The sequence below is a fragment of the Lysobacter sp. Soil_C_59 genome (assembly GCF_057656415.1).
Genome location: NZ_JBDGKK010000007.1, coordinates 108,504 through 128,915, shown reverse-complemented (window position 1 = coordinate 128,915; position 20,412 = coordinate 108,504). Strand labels below are relative to the sequence as shown.

The window sequence follows — 20,412 nt, the reverse complement described above, 5'->3', positions numbered from 1 at the left end:
ACGCTCAGGGCGAACGGTGACGCGATGAGTTGGTGCGTAAGAACGAAAGCTCATGCCAGCCTGGCCGGTCGCTCGGCTACGATGCCCCGATCTCTACTGGAGCCAATGCCTTGGCCACTCCACATGCAACTCCCCGCCGCTGGTTCGTCGCAGGCGACCTCAATGGCTTCTTTGGCCTGGTCGTCGACAACCTCTCGATCCTGGGTTTCATCGCCGCCGCGCTTATCGGCATCTTCGGCTTCCCCGCTGAAGTCGTGTTCGCGCGGATGTTCCCGGGCACGGCGTTCGGCGTGCTGGTGGGCAATCTCATCTACACCGTGATGGGCCGCAGGCTGGCGGCGCGGACTGGCCGCGATGACGTCACCGCGATGCCGCTCGGCCTGGATGCGCCGACCAGCATCGGCATGGCGCTGCTGGTCCTGGGGCCGGCGTTCGTCACCTTCAAACAGCAGGGCATGGACGAGCAGGCCGCGGCGATCGCCACCTGGCAGCTGGGCATGGCCTCGCTGGTGGTGATGGGCGTGCTCAAGTTCATCCTGTCCTTCGCCGGCGATGCGGTCACGCGCCTGATTCCGCGCGCGGGCCTGCTCGGTTCGATCGCCGGCATCGCGCTGGTGCTGATGGGCTTCCTGCCGCTGGTGGAGGCGCTGCGTTCGCCGGTCGTCGGCTTCGTCACGCTCGGTCTGTTGCTGTACGTGCTGATCGCCAAGGGCCGCTTGCCGGTGCGTTTGCCGGGCGTGTTCGTCGCCTTCGTGTTCGGCACGGCCCTGTATTACTCGCTCGGTGCGGCCGGCCTGGCGCCGGGATTCCACTGGCCTGAGCTGGCGCCGCTGCGACTGGTGCTGCCGTGGCCGACGCTGGGCTTCATCGAAGGCCTGCCGTCGACGGTGCCGTACCTGCCGCTGCTGCTGCCGTTCGGCCTGCTGATGGTGGTCGGCGGCATCAACGTCAGCGAAAGCGCGCGCGCTGCCGGCGACGATTACCGCACCCGCGACATCCTGCTTGCCGAGGCTTTCTCGACCCTGGTCGCCGGCTTCTGCGGCGGTGTCGCGCAGACCACGCCCTACATCGGCCAGCCTGCGTACAAGCACATGGGCGCGCGTACCGGCTACACGCTGCTGACCGGATTGTTCATCGGCCTGGGCGGCATGCTCGGCCTGGTCTCCGGCCTGGTGCAGTGGCTGCCGCTGGCGGTGCTGGCGCCGATCATCGTCTACGTCGCACTCGACATCACCACGCAGGCGTTCCAGGCCACGCCAAGGCGACATGCCACCGCCATGGTGCTGGGCTTCCTGCCGTCGGTGGCGTACATGCTGGCGATCAAGGTCGGCAACCCGGGCTGGATCGCGCCGGAGAACTTCGCCCGCCTGATGACGACCAGTGACGGCCATGGTCTGCCGGAGATGGCGGTGATCATCACCCTCGGCAACGGCTTCATCATCACCGCGATGATCTGGACCTCTGCGGTGGCGGCGATGGTCGACGGGCGCCTGCTGCGGGCCAGTGCATTCCTGCTTGCAGGTGCCGCGCTGACCTTGTTCGGCCTGATCCACTCCGTGCATCCGCAGGGCGGCATCTACTGGCCGTGGGCGCTGGAAGGGTTGCCGCGCGTGTTGTCGTGGCAGTTCGCCGGGGCCTACGTGGCGTTGGCGACGCTGCTGGCGTTGTTGTCGTTGCAGCGCGATGCAGTGCCGGTGGCGAGCGATCAGGATGGCGCGCAATGAGCATTTGTCTGGCGCGCCGCGATTAGAATCACGCTTCCCCCTGTAACGAGTACGAGACGATGTCCCTGCAAGACGAGCTCAATGCCATCCCCGGCGTCAGCGCCCAGCGCGACGCCGCCACCCGGCAGTTCGTGTTCAACCACACGATGCTGCGCGTCAAGGACATCGCCCGCTCGCTGGATTTCTACACACGCGTGCTCGGCTTCACGCTGGTGCGCAGGCGCGACTTCGCCGAAGCGAAGTTCAGCCTGTACTTCCTGGTGCTGGTCGACGATCCGGCGCAGATCCCCGCCGAGGAACCGGCGCGTGGCGAATGGCTGCTGAGCCAGCGTGGCGTGCTCGAGCTGACTCACAACCACGGCACAGAAGACGACGCAGGCTTCGCCTACCACGACGGCAACAGCGAGCCACGCGGCTTTGGCCACATCTGCGTGTCGGTGCCGGATGTCGAAGCGGCCTGCGCGCGCTTCGAACAGCTGGGCGTTGCCTTCCAGAAACGCCTGACCGACGGCCGCATGAAGGACATCGCCTTCATCAAGGACCCCGACGGCTACTGGGTCGAGATCCTGCAGCCGACCGCAAGGGTTTGAAGGCGAGGGCGCTCAGCCCTCGCGCAATGCCTTGAGATAACTGCGCCGCCACGCGGTCACGTCATGTTCCCGCAGCAGCGTCATCATCGCCTGCCATCGTTCTCGGCGTTCAGCCAATGGCATCGTCACCGCGGTGGCGATGGCATCTGCAACGCCATCGAGGTCGTAGGGATTCACCAGCAGGGCGCTGTCGAGTTCGCGCGCGGCGCCCGCGAAGGTCGACAGCACCAGCACGCCGGGGTCGTCGGCGTTCTGCGCCGCGACGAACTCCTTGGCGACGAGATTCATGCCGTCGCGCAGCGGTGTGACCAGGCCGACCCGGGCGATGCGGTAGAAGCCGGTCAACGATGGGTGCGGGTAGTTGCGGTTGACGTAGCGCACCGGTGTCCAGTCCGGCTCGGCATGGGCGCCGTTGATGTGCCCGGCCAGTTGCTCCAGCTCGCTGCGCAGTTGCTGGTACTCGACCACCTCGCCGCGCGAGACCGGCGCGATCTGCAGGTAGGTCAGCTTGCCGCGATGCTCGGGGTGTCGCTTGAGGAAGCGGCCGAAGGCGCGGAAGCGTTCGGGCAGTCCCTTGGAGTAGTCCAGGCGGTCCACGCCTATGGCCAGCGCCCGCCCGGACAGGCTCGCCGCCAGCCGTCGCACCGCCGGCTTGTTCACGGCGACCGCGGCCTGGCTGGCGATGTGTCCGGTGTCGATGCTGATCGGGAATGCGCCGGCGCGCAGGCGGCGTCCGTGTTCGGTCTCGAGGATGCCGTTCTCGATCACGCGACCGCGGCCGAACAGGCGCACGTAGTCCTGGAAGCGCTCCAGGTCACGCCCTGTCTGGAAGCCGATCAGGTCATACGACGACAGTCCCTCGAACAGGCGCTGGTGCTGCGGCAGGGCCGCCAGCAGGTCCGATGACGGCATCGGCACGTGCAGGAAGAATCCGAGCTTGCAGCGAACGCCGAGCTCGCGCAGCAGCTTCGCCATCGGGATCAGGTGGTAGTCGTGTACCCAGACCAGGTCGTCGTCGCGCAGCAGCGGCGCGAGCTTTTCGGCAAACAGCGCATTGACCCGGCGGTAGGCGGCGTAGGTGACCCGGCTGTAGTCGACCAGGTCGACGCGGAAATGCAGCAGCGGCCACAGCGTGCGGTTGGCGAAGCCGTTGTAGTAGTCGTCGTGGTCGCGCCTGGACAGGTCGACGGTGACGTAGCGGATGTTGCCGTGCTCCACCTCGTGGGTCTTGCCGGACTGCTCGGCGTCGATCTTGCCGCTCCAGCCGAACCACATCCCGCCGGTCTCTTCGAGCGCTGCCTGCAGGGCCACTGCGAGACCGCCGGCGCTGTCCACGCCGGGCAGGGCGACACGGTTGGAGACCACGACAAGCCGGCTCATCAAACGGCTCCCGTCATGCCGCGTCCTGCCAGGGTCTGGACAATCGCATCGCCGCATTGATCAGGCCGACATGCGAATAGGTCTGCGGGAAGTTGCCCCAGGCCTCGCCGCCGCCGAACTCCAGGTCCTCCGACAGCAGGCCGAGCGGATTGCGCCGGGCCAGGATGCGCTCGAACAGCGAACGCGCTTCCTCGTGGCGGCCGATCGAGGCCAGCGCATCGATGTACCAGAACGTGCAGATCGTGAAGCTGGTCTCGGGCGAACCGAAGTCGTCCGGCGCGACGTAGCGGAACAGCGCATCGCCACGGCGCAGTCCCTTGCCGATCGCCTCCACCGTGCGAATGAAGCGCGGATCGTCGGCCTTGATGAAGCCAAGGTCGGCCAGCAGCAGGAGCGACGCATCCAGGCGGTTGCCGTCGAGGGCTTCGACGAAATGGCCCAGTTCGGTGTTGTAGGCGTGCTCAATGATGCGTGCATGCATTTCGTCGGCGCGCTCGCGCCAGAACTTGCACTGTGGCGCCAGGTTCAGATGCACCGCGATCTTGGCCAGGCGATCGCAGGCGGCCCAGCACATCACGCTGGAATAGGTATGCACTTCGGCACGACCTCGGAATTCCCACAGCCCGGCATCGGGCTGGTCGTGCAGCTTGTAGGCGAGCTCGCCCAGCGGTTCGACGCGGGCGAAGATGGCCGCGTCGCCGACGCGCGTCAGGCGCTGGTCGAAGAACAGCTGCGTCGCCGCCAGCACCACGCTGCCGTACACGTCGTGCTGGGCCTGCAGCCAGGCCAGGTTGCCGCGACGCACCGGGCCCATGCCGCGATAGCCGGCGAGCGACGCCACTTCCGACTCGGCCAGTTCGCGCTCAAAACCGATGCCGTACAACGGCTGCAGCGCACCGTCGTTGGAAGCGACGTTGGCGACGTAGCGCAGGTAGTCTTCCATGCTGCGGGTGGCGCCCAGGCGGTTGAGTGCGCGGACCACGAACGCCGAATCACGCAGCCAGCAGTAGCGGTAGTCCCAGTTGCGCACGGTGTTGGCCGCCTCCGGAATGGAGGTGGTCATCGCCGCGACTATCGCCCCGGTTTCCTCGTACTGGCACAGCTTCAGCGTGATCGCGCTGCGGATCACCGGGTCCTGCCATTCCAGCGGGATCGACAGATAGCGCACCCAGTCGCGCCAGTAGGCGATCGTCTTCTCCTCGGACTGGCGGACGAACGTCGCCACCGGCTGCGTCAGCGTTTCGTCGGGGCCCAGCACCAGGTGGAGGTCGCGGTCGAGCACGAACGGCAGGCTGTCGCGGATCAGGCGCACCGGTACGTCGCTGGTCAGCCGCAGTGTGAACTCGGGGATCAGGTAGCGGATATGGTTGCTGCCCCAGGTCGTTTCGGGCTTGCTGGCACCGTAGTCGGCGAGCGGGCGCAGACGGATACGGATGCGCGGAAGGCCCGACAGCGGTCGCACGTGCCGCAGCAGCATCACCGGACGATAGAAGCGCTCGTTCTGGTGCCAGCGCGGGGCGAAGTCGATGATCTCGATGGCGCCGCCCTTCGTATCGCGCAGGACGGTGCGGATCACCGCGGTGTTGATCAGGTATTCCTGCTCCGAGGAAGCGAAGTCCTCCAGTTCGATGGCGTAGTCGCCACCTTCGTGCTGCCGCGGCGACAGCAGCGCGCAGAAGGTGGGGTCGCCGTCGAATGCGGGAACACAGCCCCAGACGATGCGGGCGCGGGCGTCGATGAGGGCGGCGATGCTGCCGTTGCCGATGATGCCCAGGTCTAGGCTGGTCTGGAGGTCTGCGACTGAAGTCATTCGTGCTCCGGTGTGCGAAGGGGGCGACAGGCGCTGCGCGCCTATGCGATGGAGTCATCCAGCCAGGCGCGCACCGCGGCCGGATCGTGCAGCCCGTAGCGCGCGGCGCTGGGCTGGCGCGAACCGACCAGCACGCCGAATCCGCCGTGGCAATTCACTGCGGCAAACCCGTGCTCGTCGGTGAGGTCGTCGCCGACGAAAACGGGGCGGCGTCCATGGAATGGCGGTAGCGCCAGCAGGTCGAGCACCGCGGCGCCCTTGTTGGCGCCATCGGGCCGCAACTCGATGACGCGATTGCCCGGTTGCAGGTGATAACCGGGCAGTTCGATCAGCGCGGACGTCGCGAACTCGTGCAGCGGTTCCTCGGCGGCCGGGGCGCCACGCCAGTGCAGTGCCAGGCCCACGCCCTTGTCCTCGATGCGGGCGCCGGGGTACTTGGCGGCCAGCGCCCGCGCGGAGGCGAGCACGCCATCGAGTGCCGGCGCGCGCGGAAGCTGCCGGACGTGGCCGTCGTCGCGCCGCTCCAGCCCGTGCAGGCCGACTGCAGGCAGGTGCAGTGGCGCGAATAGCGCGTCCAGCTGGACCAGGTTGCGACCGCTGACCAGCGCCAGCGCGCCGTCGAGGCGGCCGTGCAGGATGGCCAGGGTGTCGATCAGGCCAGCGTCGACCGTGACGTCACCGGGGGCGTCGGCGAAATCGAGCAGCGTGCCGTCGACATCGAGGAACAGGGCCCAGTCGGGCGCGACCGCCGGCGGCAGCGGCAGGTGGGGATGCCGCGAGGTAAGGTGCCGTGAGCTCATACACGCCATTGTGAACAAGCGCATGTAAGCATCAGGTGGACGCGCCGCCGCACGCTTGAATCGCGCCAGGCTTGAATCGGCACCGGACGGACCGCATCTGATGGCCATTGCGGCCGCGCAGATCGATGCGGCTGCCCAGATATCGAGAGGGAAACCCATCCATGCGAATGGACAAACTGACATCGCGTTTCCAGCAGGCGCTGGCCGACGCGCAGTCGCTGGCGGTCGGTCGCGACCACAGCGTGATCGAACCGGTGCATCTGCTGACGGCCTTGCTCGACCAGAGCGGCGGCAGCACACGGCCACTGTTGGCTCAGGCCGGCGTCAACGTGCCGTTGCTGCGCGAGCGTCTCGGCGAGGCGCTGGAGAAGCTGCCCAAGGTCAGCGGCCAGGCCGGCAACATCAGCGTCGGCAACGATCTGGCACGCCTGCTCAACGTCACCGACAAGCTGGCCCAGCAGCGCGGCGATGCCTTCATCGCCAGCGAGTTGTTGCTGCTTGCCGCGCTCGACGATGGCGGCGAAACCGGTCGCGCCCTCAAGGCGGCCGGCGCGAACAAGTCAAAGCTCGAAGCGGCCATCGAAAAACTGCGTGGAGGCGAGACCGTGCAATCGGAAAATGCCGAGGACCAGCGCCAGGCGTTGGAGAAGTACACGATCGACCTCACCGCCCGCGCCGAGAGCGGCAAGCTCGACCCGGTGATCGGTCGCGATGAAGAGATCCGCCGCACCGTGCAGGTACTGCAGCGCCGGACCAAGAACAACCCGGTGCTGATCGGTGAACCCGGCGTCGGCAAGACCGCGATCGTGGAAGGGCTGGCCCAGCGCATCATCAATGGCGAAGTGCCCGAGGGCCTGCGCGGCAAGCGCGTGCTGAGCCTGGACATGGGCGCGCTGATCGCCGGCGCCAAGTTCCGCGGCGAGTTCGAGGAGCGGCTCAAGGCCGTGCTCAACGACCTGTCGAAGAACGAAGGCCAGATCATCCTCTTCATCGACGAACTGCACACCATGGTCGGCGCCGGCAAGGCCGAGGGCGCGATGGATGCGGGCAACATGCTCAAGCCTGCATTGGCGCGCGGCGAGCTGCATTGCATCGGCGCGACCACGCTCAACGAGTACCGCCAGTTCATCGAGAAGGACGCCGCGCTCGAACGCCGCTTCCAGAAAGTGTTCGTCGGCGAACCGACCGTCGAGGACACCATCGCCATCCTGCGCGGCCTCAAGGAGCGCTACGCGGTGCACCACGGCGTCGAGATCACCGACCCGGCGATCGTCGCCGCGGCGACGCTGTCGCACCGCTATATCAGCGACCGCCAGCTGCCTGACAAGGCCATCGACCTGATGGACGAGGCGGCCTCGCGCATCCGCATGGAGATCGACTCCAAGCCCGAGGAGCTCGATCGCAAGGAACGCCGGCTGATCCAGCTCAAGATCCAGCGCGAGGCGCTGAAGAAGGAGAAGGACGCCGAGTCGAAGAAGCGCCTGTCCGACCTCGAGGACGAGATCGGCAAGCTCGAGCGCGAGTTCAACGACCTGGAAGAAGTGTGGAAGGCCGAGAAGGCCATGCTGCAAGGTGCCACGCGCATCAAGGAACAGATCGAGCAGGCCAAGCTCGACCTGGAGGCCGCGCAGCGCCGCCAGGATTTCACCGCCATGAGCGAGATCCAGTACGGCCGCCTGCCGGAGCTGGAGAAGCAGCTCAAGGCCGCGCAGGAAGCCGAGACCAAGGGCTTCACGCTGCTGCAGGACAAGGTCACCGCCGAGGAGATCGCGCAGGTGGTCTCGCGCTGGACCGGCATCCCGGTGGCGAAGATGCTCGAAGGCGAGCGCGAGAAGCTGCTGCGCATGGAAGAGCACCTGCACACGCGCGTGGTCGGCCAGGACGAGGCGATCAAGGTCGTGTCCGATGCGGTGCGGCGCTCGCGCGCGGGCCTGTCGGATCCGAACCGTCCCAGTGGTTCGTTCCTGTTCCTCGGTCCGACCGGCGTCGGCAAGACCGAGCTGTGCAAGGCGCTGGCCGAATTCCTGTTCGACTCGACCGATGCGATGGTGCGCATCGACATGAGCGAGTTCATGGAGAAGCACTCGGTCAGCCGCCTGGTCGGCGCGCCTCCGGGCTATGTGGGCTATGAAGAGGGCGGCTACCTGACTGAAGCCGTGCGTCGCCGTCCCTACAGCGTGATCCTGCTCGACGAAGTCGAGAAGGCGCACCCGGACGTGTTCAACATCCTGCTGCAGGTGCTCGACGACGGTCGCCTCACCGACGGCCAGGGACGCACGGTCGATTTCCGCAACACCGTGATCGTGATGACCAGCAACCTGGGCTCGCACCAGATCCAGGAACTTGCCGGCGACGGCTCAGCCGAGGCCTACACGCAGATGAAGGCGGCGGTGATGGGCGTGGTGCAGGCGCACTTCCGTCCGGAGTTCATCAACCGGCTCGACGACATCGTCGTGTTCCATCCGCTCGACAAGGCGCAGATCCGCCAGATCGCGCGCTTCCAGATCGGCGGCCTGGAAAAGCGCATGGGCGAACGCGGGCTGGGGCTGGAGTTGACCGACAACGCGCTGAACCTGCTGGGCAATGTCGGCTTCGATCCGGTCTATGGCGCAAGGCCCTTGAAGCGGGCGATCCAGCAGCAGCTGGAGAATCCGCTGGCGCAGAAGATCCTCGCCGGCGAGTTCGTCAGCGGCGATACCGTGAAGGTGGATGCCGCGGGTGGACAGCTGACCTTCTCGAAGGCCTGAAGATCGTCGAACCCCTCTCCCGCATGCGGGAGAGGGGCAGGGGTGAGGGCCGGCGTCCGAGCAGGACCTGCCAGAAGAACCCGCTCTGGAACGCAATCAGCAGGCACACCAGCGTTGCGGTTTCGCCGTTGAGGGTGAAGTCGCCGATCAGCAGCACGACCACCATCGCCAGCGGGCCGACCGTCAGCGCCTGCTTGCAAGCCTGCATGCGCACACGCTGCCGCTTGCCGTCGAAGGCCTCGCGCGTGGCGATGCCAAGCACGACGAATATTGCCGACAGCATCAGGATCCAGCCACCGCCATGCCAGGGCAGGCCGTCTGCGCTGTTCGACACCGCGGGACCGTCGGCGGCGATCGCCTGCGAGATGAGCCCGAAGTCCGCAAAGGCGGTACGCGGCGCCGACATGTCGGTCGACCCCAGATACGCCCAGCCGCTGATGCCGCCATCGAACTGCACCCGCAGCCACGTGCGCGTGCCGATGCCGAACTGACCGACCTTGCGCGTCTGGCAGACGTGGATCTCGGACCCGGCGGGCAGGGAGGCGATGACATCGCCCAGGCGCCATCCGGCGCGGGTCGACAGCGTGGGTACGCCGCTGTGGACGGTGGTTTCGACGACGGTATGCGCTACCAGGCCGCATTGCGCCCGGGCCGGCGCCGGCAGGCAAGCGAGCACGAGAACCAGCAACGGCGCGCAGATCCCCGTGCAAAGCCTGTTCATGCCGATCACACCCGTCAACCGCAAATGCCACGGCATCCGTTGTAATGGGCTACGGATTACGCCGTGCCCGTCGGCCACGCCGCGGCTGTCGTAGGAACGAGCTCGCTCGCGAAACACGCTTCAGCCGCGCAGAGGAGCCTCGCGAGCAAGCTCGCTCCTACCAACAGCTGGCCTCAGGCCGGCGCGGCCGGAGGCAAGTGGCGCTCGCCGCGGTACTGCGGCGTCGCCATCACCATCTCGGCCAGGCTGTGGGCCAGCTCGCGCTCGGCCAGCACCGCCGCATCCGCACCATGCTCGAGCAGGTGCTTGACCTCGGTGTCGCTGTGCGCGCGCGCCACGATCGTCAGCGCCGGATTGATTTCGCGCAGCTTGGCGATGATCTCGCCGGCCTCCAGCGCGTTGGGAATGGCCACCATCACCATGGTCGCGCGCTCCGGTGCGGCTTCGCGCAGCACGCGCTCGTTGGCGGCATTGCCGCGGATCGCCGGCAGGCCCGCTGCGCGTGCCTTGTTGACCAGGTCTTCCTCGTCGTCGATGACGACGATCTCGACGCCACGCTCGGTCAGCAGGCGTGTCAGTTCGCTGCCGACGCGGCCGTAGCCGATCTCGATCACGTGGTTGCTCAGGCCCGGCCGGATCGGCGGCGAGATGTGCTCTTCCGGTTCCGGCGCACGGTTGGCCGCCTCGCGCGCCTCGCGCCGGTCAAGCCAGGCGAACAGCAGCGGGTTGACGATGATCGACAGCAGCGCGCCGGCCAGCACCAGGTCCTGGCCCTCGCTGGGCAGGATATCCAGCTGCAGGCCCAGGCCTGCGAGGATGAAGGAGAACTCGCCGATCTGCGCCAGGCTGGCCGAGATCAGCAGCGCGGTCGAATTGGGTTTGCCGAAGGCGCGGACGATGGCATAGGCCGCCAGCGACTTGCCGATGACGATGATCAGGAAGGTCGCGATCACCTCGACCGGACGCTGCAGCAGGATCATCGGATCGAACAGCATGCCGACCGAGACGAAGAACAGCACCGCGAAGGCATCGCGCAGCGGCAGGGTCTCGGCCGCGGCCTGGTGGCTGAACTCCGATTCGTTGAGAAGCATGCCGGCGAAAAACGCGCCCAGTGCGAACGACACGCCGAACATCGCCGCCGAACCGAACGCCACGCCCAGCGCGATGGCCAGCACGCAAAGCGTGAACAACTCGCGCGAGCCGGTCCCGGCGACGCGCTCGAGGATCCACGGGATCACGCGGCGACCGACGATCAGCATCACCGCGACGAACGCGCCGACCTTGGCGAAGGTCTTGAACAATGCCGTCCACACTTCCACCGCATCGCCGGTTTCGCCCTTGAGCACACCCGCCAGCGCGGGCAGCAGCACCAGCGCGAGCACCATCGCCAGGTCCTCGACGATCAGCCAGCCCACCGCGATGCGGCCGCGCCCGGTTTCGACCAGGCGCCGTTCTTCCAATGCGCGCAGCAGCACAACGGTGCTGGCGACCGACAGTGACAAGCCGAAGACGATGCCGGCGCCATGCGACCAGCCCAGGAACCGCGCCAGGCCCCAGCCGAGCACCGTCGCCAGGGTGATCTGCGCGACCGCGCCGGGCAGGGCGATCGCCTTGACCGCCATCAGATCGCGCATCGAGAAGTGCAGGCCGACACCGAACATCAGCAGGATCACGCCGATCTCGGCCAACTGCGGTGCCAGCGTCTGGTCCCCGACGAATCCAGGTGTGAACGGTCCGGCGATCACGCCGGCCAACAGATAGCCCACCAGAGGCGACAGCCGCAGGCGTTGCGCCAGCGAGCCAAAGATGAACGCCAGCACGAAGCCGGCCACGAGGATTGCGATCAGGGACGTATGGTGCATCGAGTATCCGTTTGCGGTCTGCCGTTCAGGATGTGGGCCGGAGGCGGGTGATGCAACCCGGGCCTGGAGCGGGCGGGGCCGGTCGCCAGATTGCGCCAAAGCGTGTCAATCGGCGGTCAGTGGCCTTCAGTGGCAGCGCCAGCCAGCTGTGGTACCCATCAAATCCGGATCAGGGCCCCCGAACCGCTAGACTAGTGGGGTTTCGAGCCTCCTTCTGGTCCCCCCGTGATTTCCTTCCGTAATTTCGCCCTCCGCCGGGGCGAGCGCCTGCTGTTGTCCAACGTCGACCTGGCCCTGCATGCCGGCTGGCGCGTGGGCGTGATCGGCCGCAACGGCACCGGCAAATCGTCGTTGTTCGCCGCCATCCAGGGCCACGTCGAAGCCGACAAGGGCGATATCGACGTGCCTACCCGCGTCCGCATCGCCAGCGTTGCCCAGGAAACCCCGGCGCTCGACGAACCGGCGCTCGATTTCGTGTTGTCCGGCGATGCCCTGGTGCACGCGGCGATCGTCGCCGAGCGCGAAGCGGTCGAACGCGAGGACTGGGAGGCCGTCGCCGAAGCGCACCACCGCCTGGAAGAACTCAACGGCTACGACGCCACCGCGCGCGCCGGCAAGCTGCTGCATGGCCTGGGCTTCTCGCCCGACACGCACGAGCGCGCCGTCAAGGAATTCTCCGGCGGCTGGCGCGTGCGCCTGAACCTGGCGCGCGCGCTGATGACGCCGTCGGACCTGCTGCTGCTCGACGAACCGACCAACCACCTCGACCTCGACGCCGTGCTCTGGCTGGAGCAGTGGCTGCTCAAGTACCCGGGCACGCTGCTGCTGATCTCGCACGATCGCGAGTTCCTCGACGAGATCACCACCCACACGCTGCACCTGCACGACGGCAAGGGCAAGCTCTACACCGGCGACTACACCGCCTTCGAGCGCCAGCGCGCCGAGCACCTGCGCCTGCAGCAGATCACCCACGAGAAGGTGCAGGCCGAGCGCGCCCACCTGCAAAGCTTCATCGACCGCTTCAGCGCCAGCGCGGCCAAGGCCAAGCAGGCGCAGTCGCGGGTCAAGCGCCTGGCCAAGATGGCCGACACCGAGGCGGTGCGCGTGGAGCGCGCGCTGCGGATCGAATTCCCGGCACCGGCGAAGCTGCCGCACGCGCTGCTGCGCGTGACCCATGCCGATTGCGGCTACGGCGACCACACCGTGCTGCACCAGATCGGCTTCATCCTCGAAGCCGGCGACCGCGTCGCGCTGCTGGGCCCCAACGGCGCCGGCAAGTCGACGCTGGTGAAGTCGCTGGTCGGCGAACTGCCGCTGCTGAGCGGCGAGCGCGGCGGCCATCCCGACTTGCGCATCGGCTACTTCGCCCAGCACACGGTGGAGTCGCTGCGCGAAGGCACGACCGCGATCGACCACCTGGCCGACATCGCGCCGGGCGTGGCGACGCAGCAGTTGCGTGACTTCCTCGGCAAGTGGAACTTCCCGGGCGATCGCGCGTTCGAGAAGGTCGACGTGTTCTCCGGTGGCGAGCGCGCACGCCTGGCGCTGGCGCTGATCGCATGGCGCAAGCCGAACGTGCTGCTGCTCGACGAGCCGACCAACCACCTTGATCTCGACATGCGCGAGGCCCTGGCCGAAGCGCTGAGCATCTTCGAAGGCGCGATCGTGATGGTCAGCCATGATCGCCATCTGATCGGCCTGGTCTGCGACACGTTCTGGCGCGTCGCCGATGGTGTTGCGCAACCGTTCGACGGCGATCTGGATGCCTACGCGGTTTGGCTGCGCACGCGCGACAGCAGCAACGACGGCAAGGTGCCGGCCAAGGTGGCCGCGGCAGCGCCGGCACCAGCTCCGGCGGCCAAGCCGGCCGCCAAGGCAACCAAGGCCAATGCCCACAAGCTTGCGCAGGCCGAAGCGCACGTGGCCGAGCTGGAGTCGAAGCTGCACACGCTCGACATGGACCTGGCCGATCCGGACCAGTACGCCGGCGGCGGCACCGATGCGGCCGAGCTGGCCAAGCGTCGCGAGCAGGTCGCCGCGGAGCTTGCTAAAGCGGAAGAGGCGCTGCTGGGGTTGTACGAGGGCGCCTGAGGCCGCGTCCCCTCTCCCTGGCCGCGTTCGCGGCCTGTCCCTCTCCCACAAGGGGAGAGGGCCTGGAGCTTCCTTCTCCCCTTGTGGGAGAAGGTGCCCGAAGGGCGGAAGAGGGGTGCTTTTGATCTGACTTACTGCACGCGCTCTCCCAGCACCGCCAGCCCCTCGATCGCCACGCCAACCGGCTCGCCCGACTCGACCTGCACGCTGACGTCGACGAAACCGCCACGTCCCGCACCCGTCTGCTGGCGTCCGCGGAAGCGCACCTCGTCGCCGTCGACCGCGATCAGTTTGTGACGCACCAGGTAGGCGCCCAGCGGACCATTGGCGTTACCCGTAACCGGATCCTCGTCGATGCCGATTCCTGGCGCGAACATGCGGCCATGGGTGTACGCGTCCTCGCCGGCATCGGTGTCGAGGGTGAACACGAAATACCCCTTCGCACCGGCGCGCTCGTCGAGCTGCGCAAGGCGCGCCATGTCCGGTTTCAGTTCCCTCAGGCGCTGAAGGCGCCTGATTGGAATCAGCAGCTTGCCGTGACCGGTGCTGACGAATTGCACCGGACCGCGCGAATCGAGCTCGTCGACATCCAGGCCGATCGCACCGGCGACTTCCTCCACCAGCTGCGCCGACAACGGTGCGGCAAACGTCGGCGGATTCTGCTGGATTCGCACGGCGATGGCGCCGTCGTCCCGGCGCACGGTCGTCACCGTCTGCACGCCGGCTCCAGTCAGTTGCCGTCGCACACCTGGCGCGGCGCCTTCCAGCGCAAGTGCGAAATGTGCGCCGACCGTGGCATGCCCGCACACAGGCACTTCCGTCGTCGGCGTGAAGTAACGGATGTGGAGATCGTGATCGCCGGTGTTCGGCGGCAGCACGAAGGCGGTCTCGGAATGTCCGAGTCGATGCGCGATGGCCTGCATTGCGGCCTCGTCCAGGCCGGTGGCATTGGTGACCACGCCAGCGGCATTGCCCTGGCCCTGCCGGGTGGTAAACGCGTCGATCCGGTAGATACGCAGCGGGTCCATGGCGCGAATCGGTAGTGGGGGACGCGGAGTGTATGACCTGCCGGCTTGCGCCGGACACTGCGGTGGAGGCCACTGGCCGGCCCGGCGAGGCCGCCCAGCTCGCCTCGCGGGCATCGGATGCTTGAAAAGCGGGCAGTTGCCTCCAGAATGCCGGCCTGTCTCCGCAATGCGTCGTGCCATGCCGATCTATGCCTTCGAGTGCGCCGCCTGCGGCCACGCCTTTGACCGCCTGCAAAAGTTGTCCGAGGCCGATCCCACGCAGTGCCCGGTCTGCGGCGAACCGCACGTGCGCCGCCAGCTGACCGCGCCGCAGTTCCGCCTTGCCGGTGGCGGCTGGTACGAAACCGACTTCAAGAAGGACGGCGACAAGAAGCGCAACCTGGCCGGAGAGGGATCCTCATCCGCGGGCGGTGGCGACAGCAAACCGGCCGAGAAGCCCGCCGAGAAGAAGGTCGAAGCGGCTCCGGCAAAACCGGCCAAGTCAGCCGACTGACTGCCGCGGGGTCAGGCCCCGATGCGCAGGAACACCGCGCCGCAGCCCTGGTCCACCCAGATCGCGCCGTTACGCCAGCCCCAGTTGCGATCCTCGATGCAGCGCGTGCCGGTGACCTCGCGCGACAGCTTTACCGGCCCGCGGAACGGCGTGCGGCATTCGCGATAGCCCTGGTCGGGGCTGTGGCACAGCACGGCATTGGGTGATGCCGGAAAGTCGAGGCTGGCCGGGTCGGGTAGCCGCGCGCCCGGCGAGTCGGGCGGGGCCAGGGTCAGGCCGACCCGCATCTGCGCGCTGCTGCTGCTCGCGACCATCGGCATGACCATGGTGCCGGCCGCGCCATTTGCCGGAGAAGGGACCGGCGTCGCCATCAGGGTAAGGCTCAATAGCCAGGCCGCTTGCTTGGGCACTGTCGCCATGACGCTCTTGCTCCTGGATGGGCCGGGGCCGACTGGGACGGTCCGTAGTCGGGCGAGCCGGGCAAGCCGTGCAAGCCGATTGGGGTTCTGCCACGGCATCGGCCGGCACGCGGGAAACTTGAGGACGAATTTCGCTGCCGGTTGTGGCAGCGGAGGCTGGCGGAGGTCGCTCGGCGCCAGCGCCTCTTCTATAGGCCTGCGGGCGTGCAGGCAGCGTCAGTAGCCAAAGCGCCCGCTGCAGCCCTGGCTGACCCAGATCGCGCTGCCGGTGAAGCCCCAGGTCCGGCCCTGCACGCAGGGTTGGCTGGACAGCTGTTGCAGCAAACGAGGCGTGCCGGTGCCGGCCGGCCACTGGCATGCCTTGGGGCGGGCATCGACGCTGTTGCACACCACCGATGGCGTGCTCGGCAGTGGGGCGACCGGCTGCGTGGCGCCAAGGGCGACAAACACCGCCCGGCATCCGCGGCCGACGTAGACCTGGCCATCCTGTGACTGCCAGGTCTGGCCCTCGATGCAGGGCTGGCTGCCCGACGACTGCCGCAACAGGCGTGACGGCCCCGGCCAGGGCACGCGGCAGATGCTTGCCTGGTTGTTGAAGCTTTCGCAGGTCACGCTCTGGCCAACCGGTCCCGGTAGTGGCACCGGCCCCGAGGAGGCGGCGAATTCGCCCGAACAGTTGCTGCCGACGTAGACCTGGCCGCGCTGCGATTGCCAGCTGCGGCCTTCGACGCAGGGCGCGCTCGACAGCTGCCGCACCAGCACCGAGTCGCCGTTCCACGGCACCCGGCAGATCTGCGCGCGGCCATTGCGGCTTTCGCACACGACCTTGTCCGCGGCGGTCGGCGTCGTCCCGTCCAGCGACGCGGCGATGTCAGCCTTGATCTGGCTGAAGCGCCAGTTCGAGCGGTTGACCTGGTCGAGGTAGAACTGCAGCTGGTCGTCGGGGATCCGGCGTCCGCGCGACTGCTACTCGTACTCCATGCTGATCACCCGCACCTGGTCCTGGTAGGACAGGCTGCGCAGGTCTTCGGGTGCGTAGGCGCGCTGCTGGGCGGCGGCGGGGAAGGCAAGCACCGCCAGGAACAGCGCCAGCAAACAGGCCTTGATCAGGCGTTTCATGCGACCCACCTCGTGGAAACAGGTCGAAATGGCCACAACGGCGACGTCCGCTGCGATCCGCGGGCAAGTAACCCGCCGGTGCCGTTAAAATGACGTGTTGTCCGGCCCAGGCCGGAGTGTCGAATTGTCCGGCCCTGGCCGGAGAGTCCAGTTTTCCGGCCCTGGCCGGAGTACCTATTGTCCGGCCCTGGCCGGATGTGTAACCCCGGAGCCCCCATGCGTACCCATTTTTGCGGCCTCATCGATGAGGCCCTGATCGGACAGACCGTCACTTTGTGCGGCTGGGCCGACGTTGCCCGTAACCTCGGCGGCCTGTGCTTCATCGACCTGCGCGACCACGAAGGCATCGTCCAGATCGTGGCCGAGCCGACCCAGGATCCGGCGCTGGGTGCGGGCGAGGTCAATGCCGCGGTGATCGCGGCGGCGGCCCAGGTGGGTTACGAAGACTGCCTGCGCATCACCGGCGTGGTGCGCAAGCGCGAAGCGGTCAACGCCAAGATCCGCACCGGACAGGTCGAAGTGGTCGCGACGAAGATCGAGCTGCTCAACAAGGCCGAGCCGCTGCCGTTCCACGCCCACGAGAACCCGGGCGAGGACATCCGCCTGCAGTACCGCTACCTCGACCTGCGCACCCCCGAGATGCAGCGCAAGATGCGCACGCGCATCAAGCTGGTGCAGGCCCTGCGTCGTTACCTCGACGAGCGCGGCTTCCAGGACATCGAAACGCCGATCCTGACCAAGGCCACGCCGGAAGGCGCGCGCGACTTCCTGGTGCCGGCACGCATGCACCACGGCGAGTTCTACGCGTTGCCGCAGTCGCCGCAGCTGTTCAAGCAGATCCTGATGATGGCCGGCTTCGACCGGTACTACCAGATCGCGCGCTGCTTCCGCGACGAGGCCCTGCGTGCCGACCGCCAGCTCGAGTTCACCCAGCTCGACATGGAGTTCGCGTGGGTGTCCGAGCGCGACGTGCAGGACCTCACCGAGGAAATGATCCGCTCGGTGTTCCGTGAAGTGATGGGCGTCGAACTGGCTGCGCAGTTCCCGCGCATGACCTATGCCGAGGCGATGCGTCGCTACGGTTCGGACAAGCCGGACCTGCGCATCGCGATGGAGTTCACCGACATCGCCGAGCTGGTGAAGAACTGTGAGTTCAAGGTCTTCACCGACTGGGCCAACCACGAAGACGGCCGCGTGGTCGCGCTGCGCGTTCCGGGCGCGGCGACGCTCAGCCGCAAGCAGATCGACGACTACGGCGCGCATGCCGCCAAGCACGGCGCCAAGGGCCTGGCATGGATGAAGGTCGAGGACGCCGGCAAGGGCCGCGAAGGCGTCAACTCACCCATCGCCAAGTTCCTTGATGACGCCACGCTCGCGGCGATCCTGTCCGCCACCGGCGCGCAGACCGGCGATGCGATCTTCTTCGGCGCCGCCACCTACAAGTCGGCCAGCGATTTCATGGGCGCGCTGCGCCTGAAGCTGGGCAAGGACCTGGGCATGGTCGCCGACACCTGGGCGCCGCTGTGGGTGACCGACTTCCCGATGTTCGAGTGGGACGACGAGGAAAACCGCTACGTCGCCCTGCATCACCCGTTCACCGCACCGGCGGTCGACTCGATCTCCGACCTGCGCGCCAATGCCAAGACCGCGGTGAGCCGCGGCTACGACATGGTGCTCAACGGCAACGAGATCGGTGGTGGTTCGATCCGCATACACAACTCGGCGATGCAGTCGGCGGTGTTCGAGCTGCTCGGCATCGGCGCGGAGGAAGCCGAAGGCAAGTTCGGCTTCCTGCTCGACGCGCTCAAGTACGGCGCACCGCCGCACGGTGGCATCGCCTTCGGCATCGACCGCATCGCCGCGCTGATGGCCGGCACCGAGTCGATCCGTGACGTCATCGCGTTCCCGAAGACCACGACCGCGCAGTGCCTGATGACCGGCGCGCCGTCGCCGGTGCCGGACGCGCAGCTGGCGGAAGTGCACATTCAAGTTCGTCCGAAGAAAGAAGGGAAGTAATCGCAATGTCGGAAGTTGAAGTGGAGCAGGCTCTGGAGCTGGAGTGGGAAGCGCTGGTGGATGCCGGTTCGGCCGCGGGTGCCGGCCTGGTGACCGAGCGCGCGCAGGTGTTCGGCGGTTGGCTGGTGCGCACGCGCACTGCCGCCGGTCAGCTGTCGATGACCTTCGTTGCCGACGGCCAGTTCCGTTGGGACGGTGAGGACTTCGGCGACGAGGACTACGAGGAAGAAGACGAGGACGCCGAGGAAGACGACGGCGAGGAGTCCGACGAGGAAGAGGAAGAGGACGAAGAGGAAGCCTGATCATGGCGACCATTCGCCGTGCCACCGTGGCCGACGCGGAAACCGTGTCGGCCCTGGCCGCGCAGACCTTCACCGAGACCTTCGGGCACCAGTACCCGGAGGCCGACCTGCAGTTCTTCCTGCGCGACAGCTATGCCGTCGACAAGCAAGAGGTGATCCTCGGCCACCCGGACTATGCGGTGTGGCTGCTGGAAGTGGAGGGCAAGGCCGTCGGCCACGCGGCGGCAGGCCCCTGTGGCCTGCCGCATGCCGATGTCGCCGATGGCGATGGCGAGCTCAAGCGCCTGTACGTCTTGCGCGAGCACCAGAACGGCGGATGGGGCGCGCGGTTGTTCGAGACCGCGCAGGAATGGCTGCTGCGCGACGGGCCAAGAACGCTATGGATCGGTGTGTGGAGCGAGAACCTGGGGGCGCAGCGGTTCTATGCGCGTTACGGGTTCGAGCGGGTAGGGGACTACGACTTCATCGTTGGCGGTACTCGCGATCACGAGTACATCCTGCGCCGCTCGGCGTAGCTCCCCTCTCCCTGGCCGCCTTCGCGGCCTGTCCTCCCGCAAGGGGAGAGGGCAAAGCGGTGTTCCTTCTCCCCTTGCGGGAGAAGGTGCCCGCAGGGCGGAAGAGGGGGTGCTCTTGCGGTTGCTTCAAACGACCTCCATCAAGGTCCCCATGCCCACCCACCGCGTCATCCTCCTCCACGGCCTCTGGATGCCCCGGCTGTCGATGCACTGGCTGGCCCAGCGCCTGCGCGAGGCCGGATTTGCCCCCGAGTTCTTCGGCTACGCCACCGTCGCCGGTGGCCCGGATGCGGCGATCCCGCGCCTGGCCGACCGCCTGCAGCGGGCGCCGGCGCACGTGGTGGCCCACAGCCTCGGCGGACTGGTCGCACTGACCACACTGGAACGCCATCCATCGGTCCCCGTCGAGCGCGTGGTCTGCCTGGGCTCGCCGTTGTGCGGCAGCGCCGCCGCCAGCGGTATCGCGGGTTACGCCTGGACCGCGCCGACGCTGGGCCGAAGCGCATCCCTGTTGCGCAAGGGCTGCGCGCCCTGGTCGGGCAAGGCCGAAGTGGGGATGGTCGCCGGCCGCACCTCGCTGGGCCTGGGCAAGTACTTCGGCCGCTTCCAGGAAGAGAACGACGGCACCGTCTCCGTCGCCGAAACCCGGCTTGTCGGCCTTACCGACCACACCGTGGTCGATACCAGTCATACCGGCCTGGTCTATTCCCGCCAGGTCGCCGCCCTGGTCGCCGGCTTCCTGCGCAACGGTCGCTTCGCGTCCTGAGCCGGGTAACGTGACCGGCGGCACGTCCC

Annotated in this window: 18 protein-coding genes; 9 read left to right on the top strand and 9 right to left on the bottom strand. The window is 67.5% G+C overall.

What is annotated here, in order from left to right:
* Positions 1-110: 110 nt before the first annotated feature.
* Positions 111-1,724, top strand: coding sequence for a SulP family inorganic anion transporter (locus tag AC3A3Q_RS14095; RefSeq protein ID WP_487586833.1), 1,614 nt, complete (start codon positions 111-113; stop codon positions 1,722-1,724).
* 59 nt (positions 1,725-1,783) lie between these two features.
* Complete coding sequence (gene gloA / locus AC3A3Q_RS14090) at positions 1,784-2,314, top strand: lactoylglutathione lyase (RefSeq protein ID WP_487586832.1); 531 nt, start codon at positions 1,784-1,786, stop codon at positions 2,312-2,314.
* A gap of 12 nt (positions 2,315-2,326) precedes the next feature.
* Here the strand turns inward: gloA and otsA are convergent, their stop codons facing one another.
* From otsA to otsB, 3 genes are read right to left on the bottom strand one after another with little or no spacing between them, the layout of a single operon-like run.
* Positions 2,327-3,694 (bottom strand): alpha,alpha-trehalose-phosphate synthase (UDP-forming), encoded by a 1,368-nt coding sequence (gene otsA / locus AC3A3Q_RS14085; RefSeq protein WP_487586831.1) that lies wholly within the window; start codon positions 3,692-3,694, stop codon positions 2,327-2,329.
* 13 nt (positions 3,695-3,707) lie between these two features.
* The gene (locus tag AC3A3Q_RS14080; RefSeq protein WP_487586830.1) at positions 3,708-5,504 is read right to left on the bottom strand and encodes a glycoside hydrolase family 15 protein; all 1,797 of its coding nucleotides are present in this window, start codon (positions 5,502-5,504) and stop codon (positions 3,708-3,710) included.
* A 41-nt stretch (positions 5,505-5,545) separates the two neighbouring features.
* Positions 5,546-6,304, bottom strand: a complete 759-nt coding sequence (gene otsB, locus AC3A3Q_RS14075; protein ID WP_487586829.1) for a trehalose-phosphatase — start codon at positions 6,302-6,304, stop codon at positions 5,546-5,548.
* A 161-nt stretch (positions 6,305-6,465) separates the two neighbouring features.
* On the opposite strand from otsB, the gene clpB reads away from it, so the two are divergent.
* Positions 6,466-9,051 carry an ATP-dependent chaperone ClpB gene (clpB, locus tag AC3A3Q_RS14070; protein ID WP_487586828.1) on the top strand — a complete coding sequence of 862 codons (2,586 nt, stop codon included), beginning with the start codon at positions 6,466-6,468 and terminating at the stop codon, positions 9,049-9,051.
* Here the strand turns inward: clpB and AC3A3Q_RS14065 are convergent.
* Both AC3A3Q_RS14065 and ybaL read right to left on the bottom strand, forming a co-directional pair.
* Positions 8,990-9,790: an SH3 domain-containing protein gene (locus AC3A3Q_RS14065; protein WP_487586827.1), complete on the bottom strand. Its 801-nt coding sequence runs from the start codon at positions 9,788-9,790 to the stop codon at positions 8,990-8,992. The two genes, clpB and AC3A3Q_RS14065, sit on opposite strands and share 62 nt — an antisense overlap.
* A 155-nt stretch (positions 9,791-9,945) precedes the next feature.
* Positions 9,946-11,634: a YbaL family putative K(+) efflux transporter gene (gene ybaL, locus AC3A3Q_RS14060; protein ID WP_487586826.1), complete on the bottom strand. Its 1,689-nt coding sequence runs from the start codon at positions 11,632-11,634 to the stop codon at positions 9,946-9,948.
* 225 nt (positions 11,635-11,859) lie between these two features.
* On the opposite strand from ybaL, the gene AC3A3Q_RS14055 reads away from it, so the two are divergent.
* Positions 11,860-13,725 carry an ABC-F family ATP-binding cassette domain-containing protein gene (locus AC3A3Q_RS14055; RefSeq protein ID WP_487586825.1) on the top strand — a complete coding sequence of 622 codons (1,866 nt, stop codon included), beginning with the start codon at positions 11,860-11,862 and terminating at the stop codon, positions 13,723-13,725.
* 131 nt (positions 13,726-13,856) lie between these two features.
* On the opposite strand, the gene AC3A3Q_RS14050 is transcribed toward AC3A3Q_RS14055, so the two are convergent.
* Entirely contained in the window at positions 13,857-14,753 is an 897-nt protein-coding gene (locus AC3A3Q_RS14050) for a PhzF family phenazine biosynthesis isomerase (protein WP_487586824.1), read from the bottom strand.
* 178 nt (positions 14,754-14,931) lie between these two features.
* Here AC3A3Q_RS14050 and AC3A3Q_RS14045 point away from each other — a divergent pair, with 178 nt between their 5' ends.
* Positions 14,932-15,246 carry an FmdB family zinc ribbon protein gene (locus AC3A3Q_RS14045; RefSeq protein ID WP_487586823.1) on the top strand — a complete coding sequence of 105 codons (315 nt, stop codon included), beginning with the start codon at positions 14,932-14,934 and terminating at the stop codon, positions 15,244-15,246.
* Between the two features lie 11 nt (positions 15,247-15,257).
* Here the strand turns inward: AC3A3Q_RS14045 and AC3A3Q_RS14040 are convergent, their stop codons facing one another.
* From AC3A3Q_RS14040 to AC3A3Q_RS14030, 3 genes are all read right to left on the bottom strand, one after another.
* Positions 15,258-15,665, bottom strand: a complete 408-nt coding sequence (locus AC3A3Q_RS14040; protein WP_487586822.1) for a DUF3011 domain-containing protein — start codon at positions 15,663-15,665, stop codon at positions 15,258-15,260.
* 216 nt (positions 15,666-15,881) lie between these two features.
* Positions 15,882-16,535 (bottom strand): DUF3011 domain-containing protein, encoded by a 654-nt coding sequence (locus AC3A3Q_RS14035; protein ID WP_487586877.1) that lies wholly within the window; start codon positions 16,533-16,535, stop codon positions 15,882-15,884.
* A 96-nt stretch (positions 16,536-16,631) separates the two neighbouring features.
* Positions 16,632-16,784: a hypothetical protein gene (locus AC3A3Q_RS14030; RefSeq protein ID WP_487586821.1), complete on the bottom strand. Its 153-nt coding sequence runs from the start codon at positions 16,782-16,784 to the stop codon at positions 16,632-16,634.
* A 216-nt stretch (positions 16,785-17,000) separates the two neighbouring features.
* Here AC3A3Q_RS14030 and aspS point away from each other — a divergent pair, with 216 nt between their 5' ends.
* The 4 genes from aspS (at position 17,001) to AC3A3Q_RS14010 (ending at position 20,383) form a co-directional block, all read left to right on the top strand.
* Positions 17,001-18,800, top strand: coding sequence for an aspartate--tRNA ligase (gene aspS, locus AC3A3Q_RS14025; RefSeq protein WP_487586820.1), 1,800 nt, complete (start codon positions 17,001-17,003; stop codon positions 18,798-18,800).
* A gap of 5 nt (positions 18,801-18,805) precedes the next feature.
* The gene (locus AC3A3Q_RS14020; RefSeq protein WP_487586819.1) at positions 18,806-19,102 is read left to right on the top strand and encodes a DNA primase; all 297 of its coding nucleotides are present in this window, start codon (positions 18,806-18,808) and stop codon (positions 19,100-19,102) included.
* A gap of 2 nt (positions 19,103-19,104) precedes the next feature.
* On the top strand, positions 19,105-19,617 hold the full coding sequence (locus AC3A3Q_RS14015; RefSeq protein ID WP_487586818.1) for a GNAT family N-acetyltransferase: 513 nt from the start codon (positions 19,105-19,107) through the stop codon (positions 19,615-19,617).
* Positions 19,618-19,768: 151 nt separating this feature from the next.
* Positions 19,769-20,383: an esterase/lipase family protein gene (locus AC3A3Q_RS14010; protein ID WP_487586817.1), complete on the top strand. Its 615-nt coding sequence runs from the start codon at positions 19,769-19,771 to the stop codon at positions 20,381-20,383.
* The last annotated feature ends 29 nt before the right edge of the window (positions 20,384-20,412 follow it).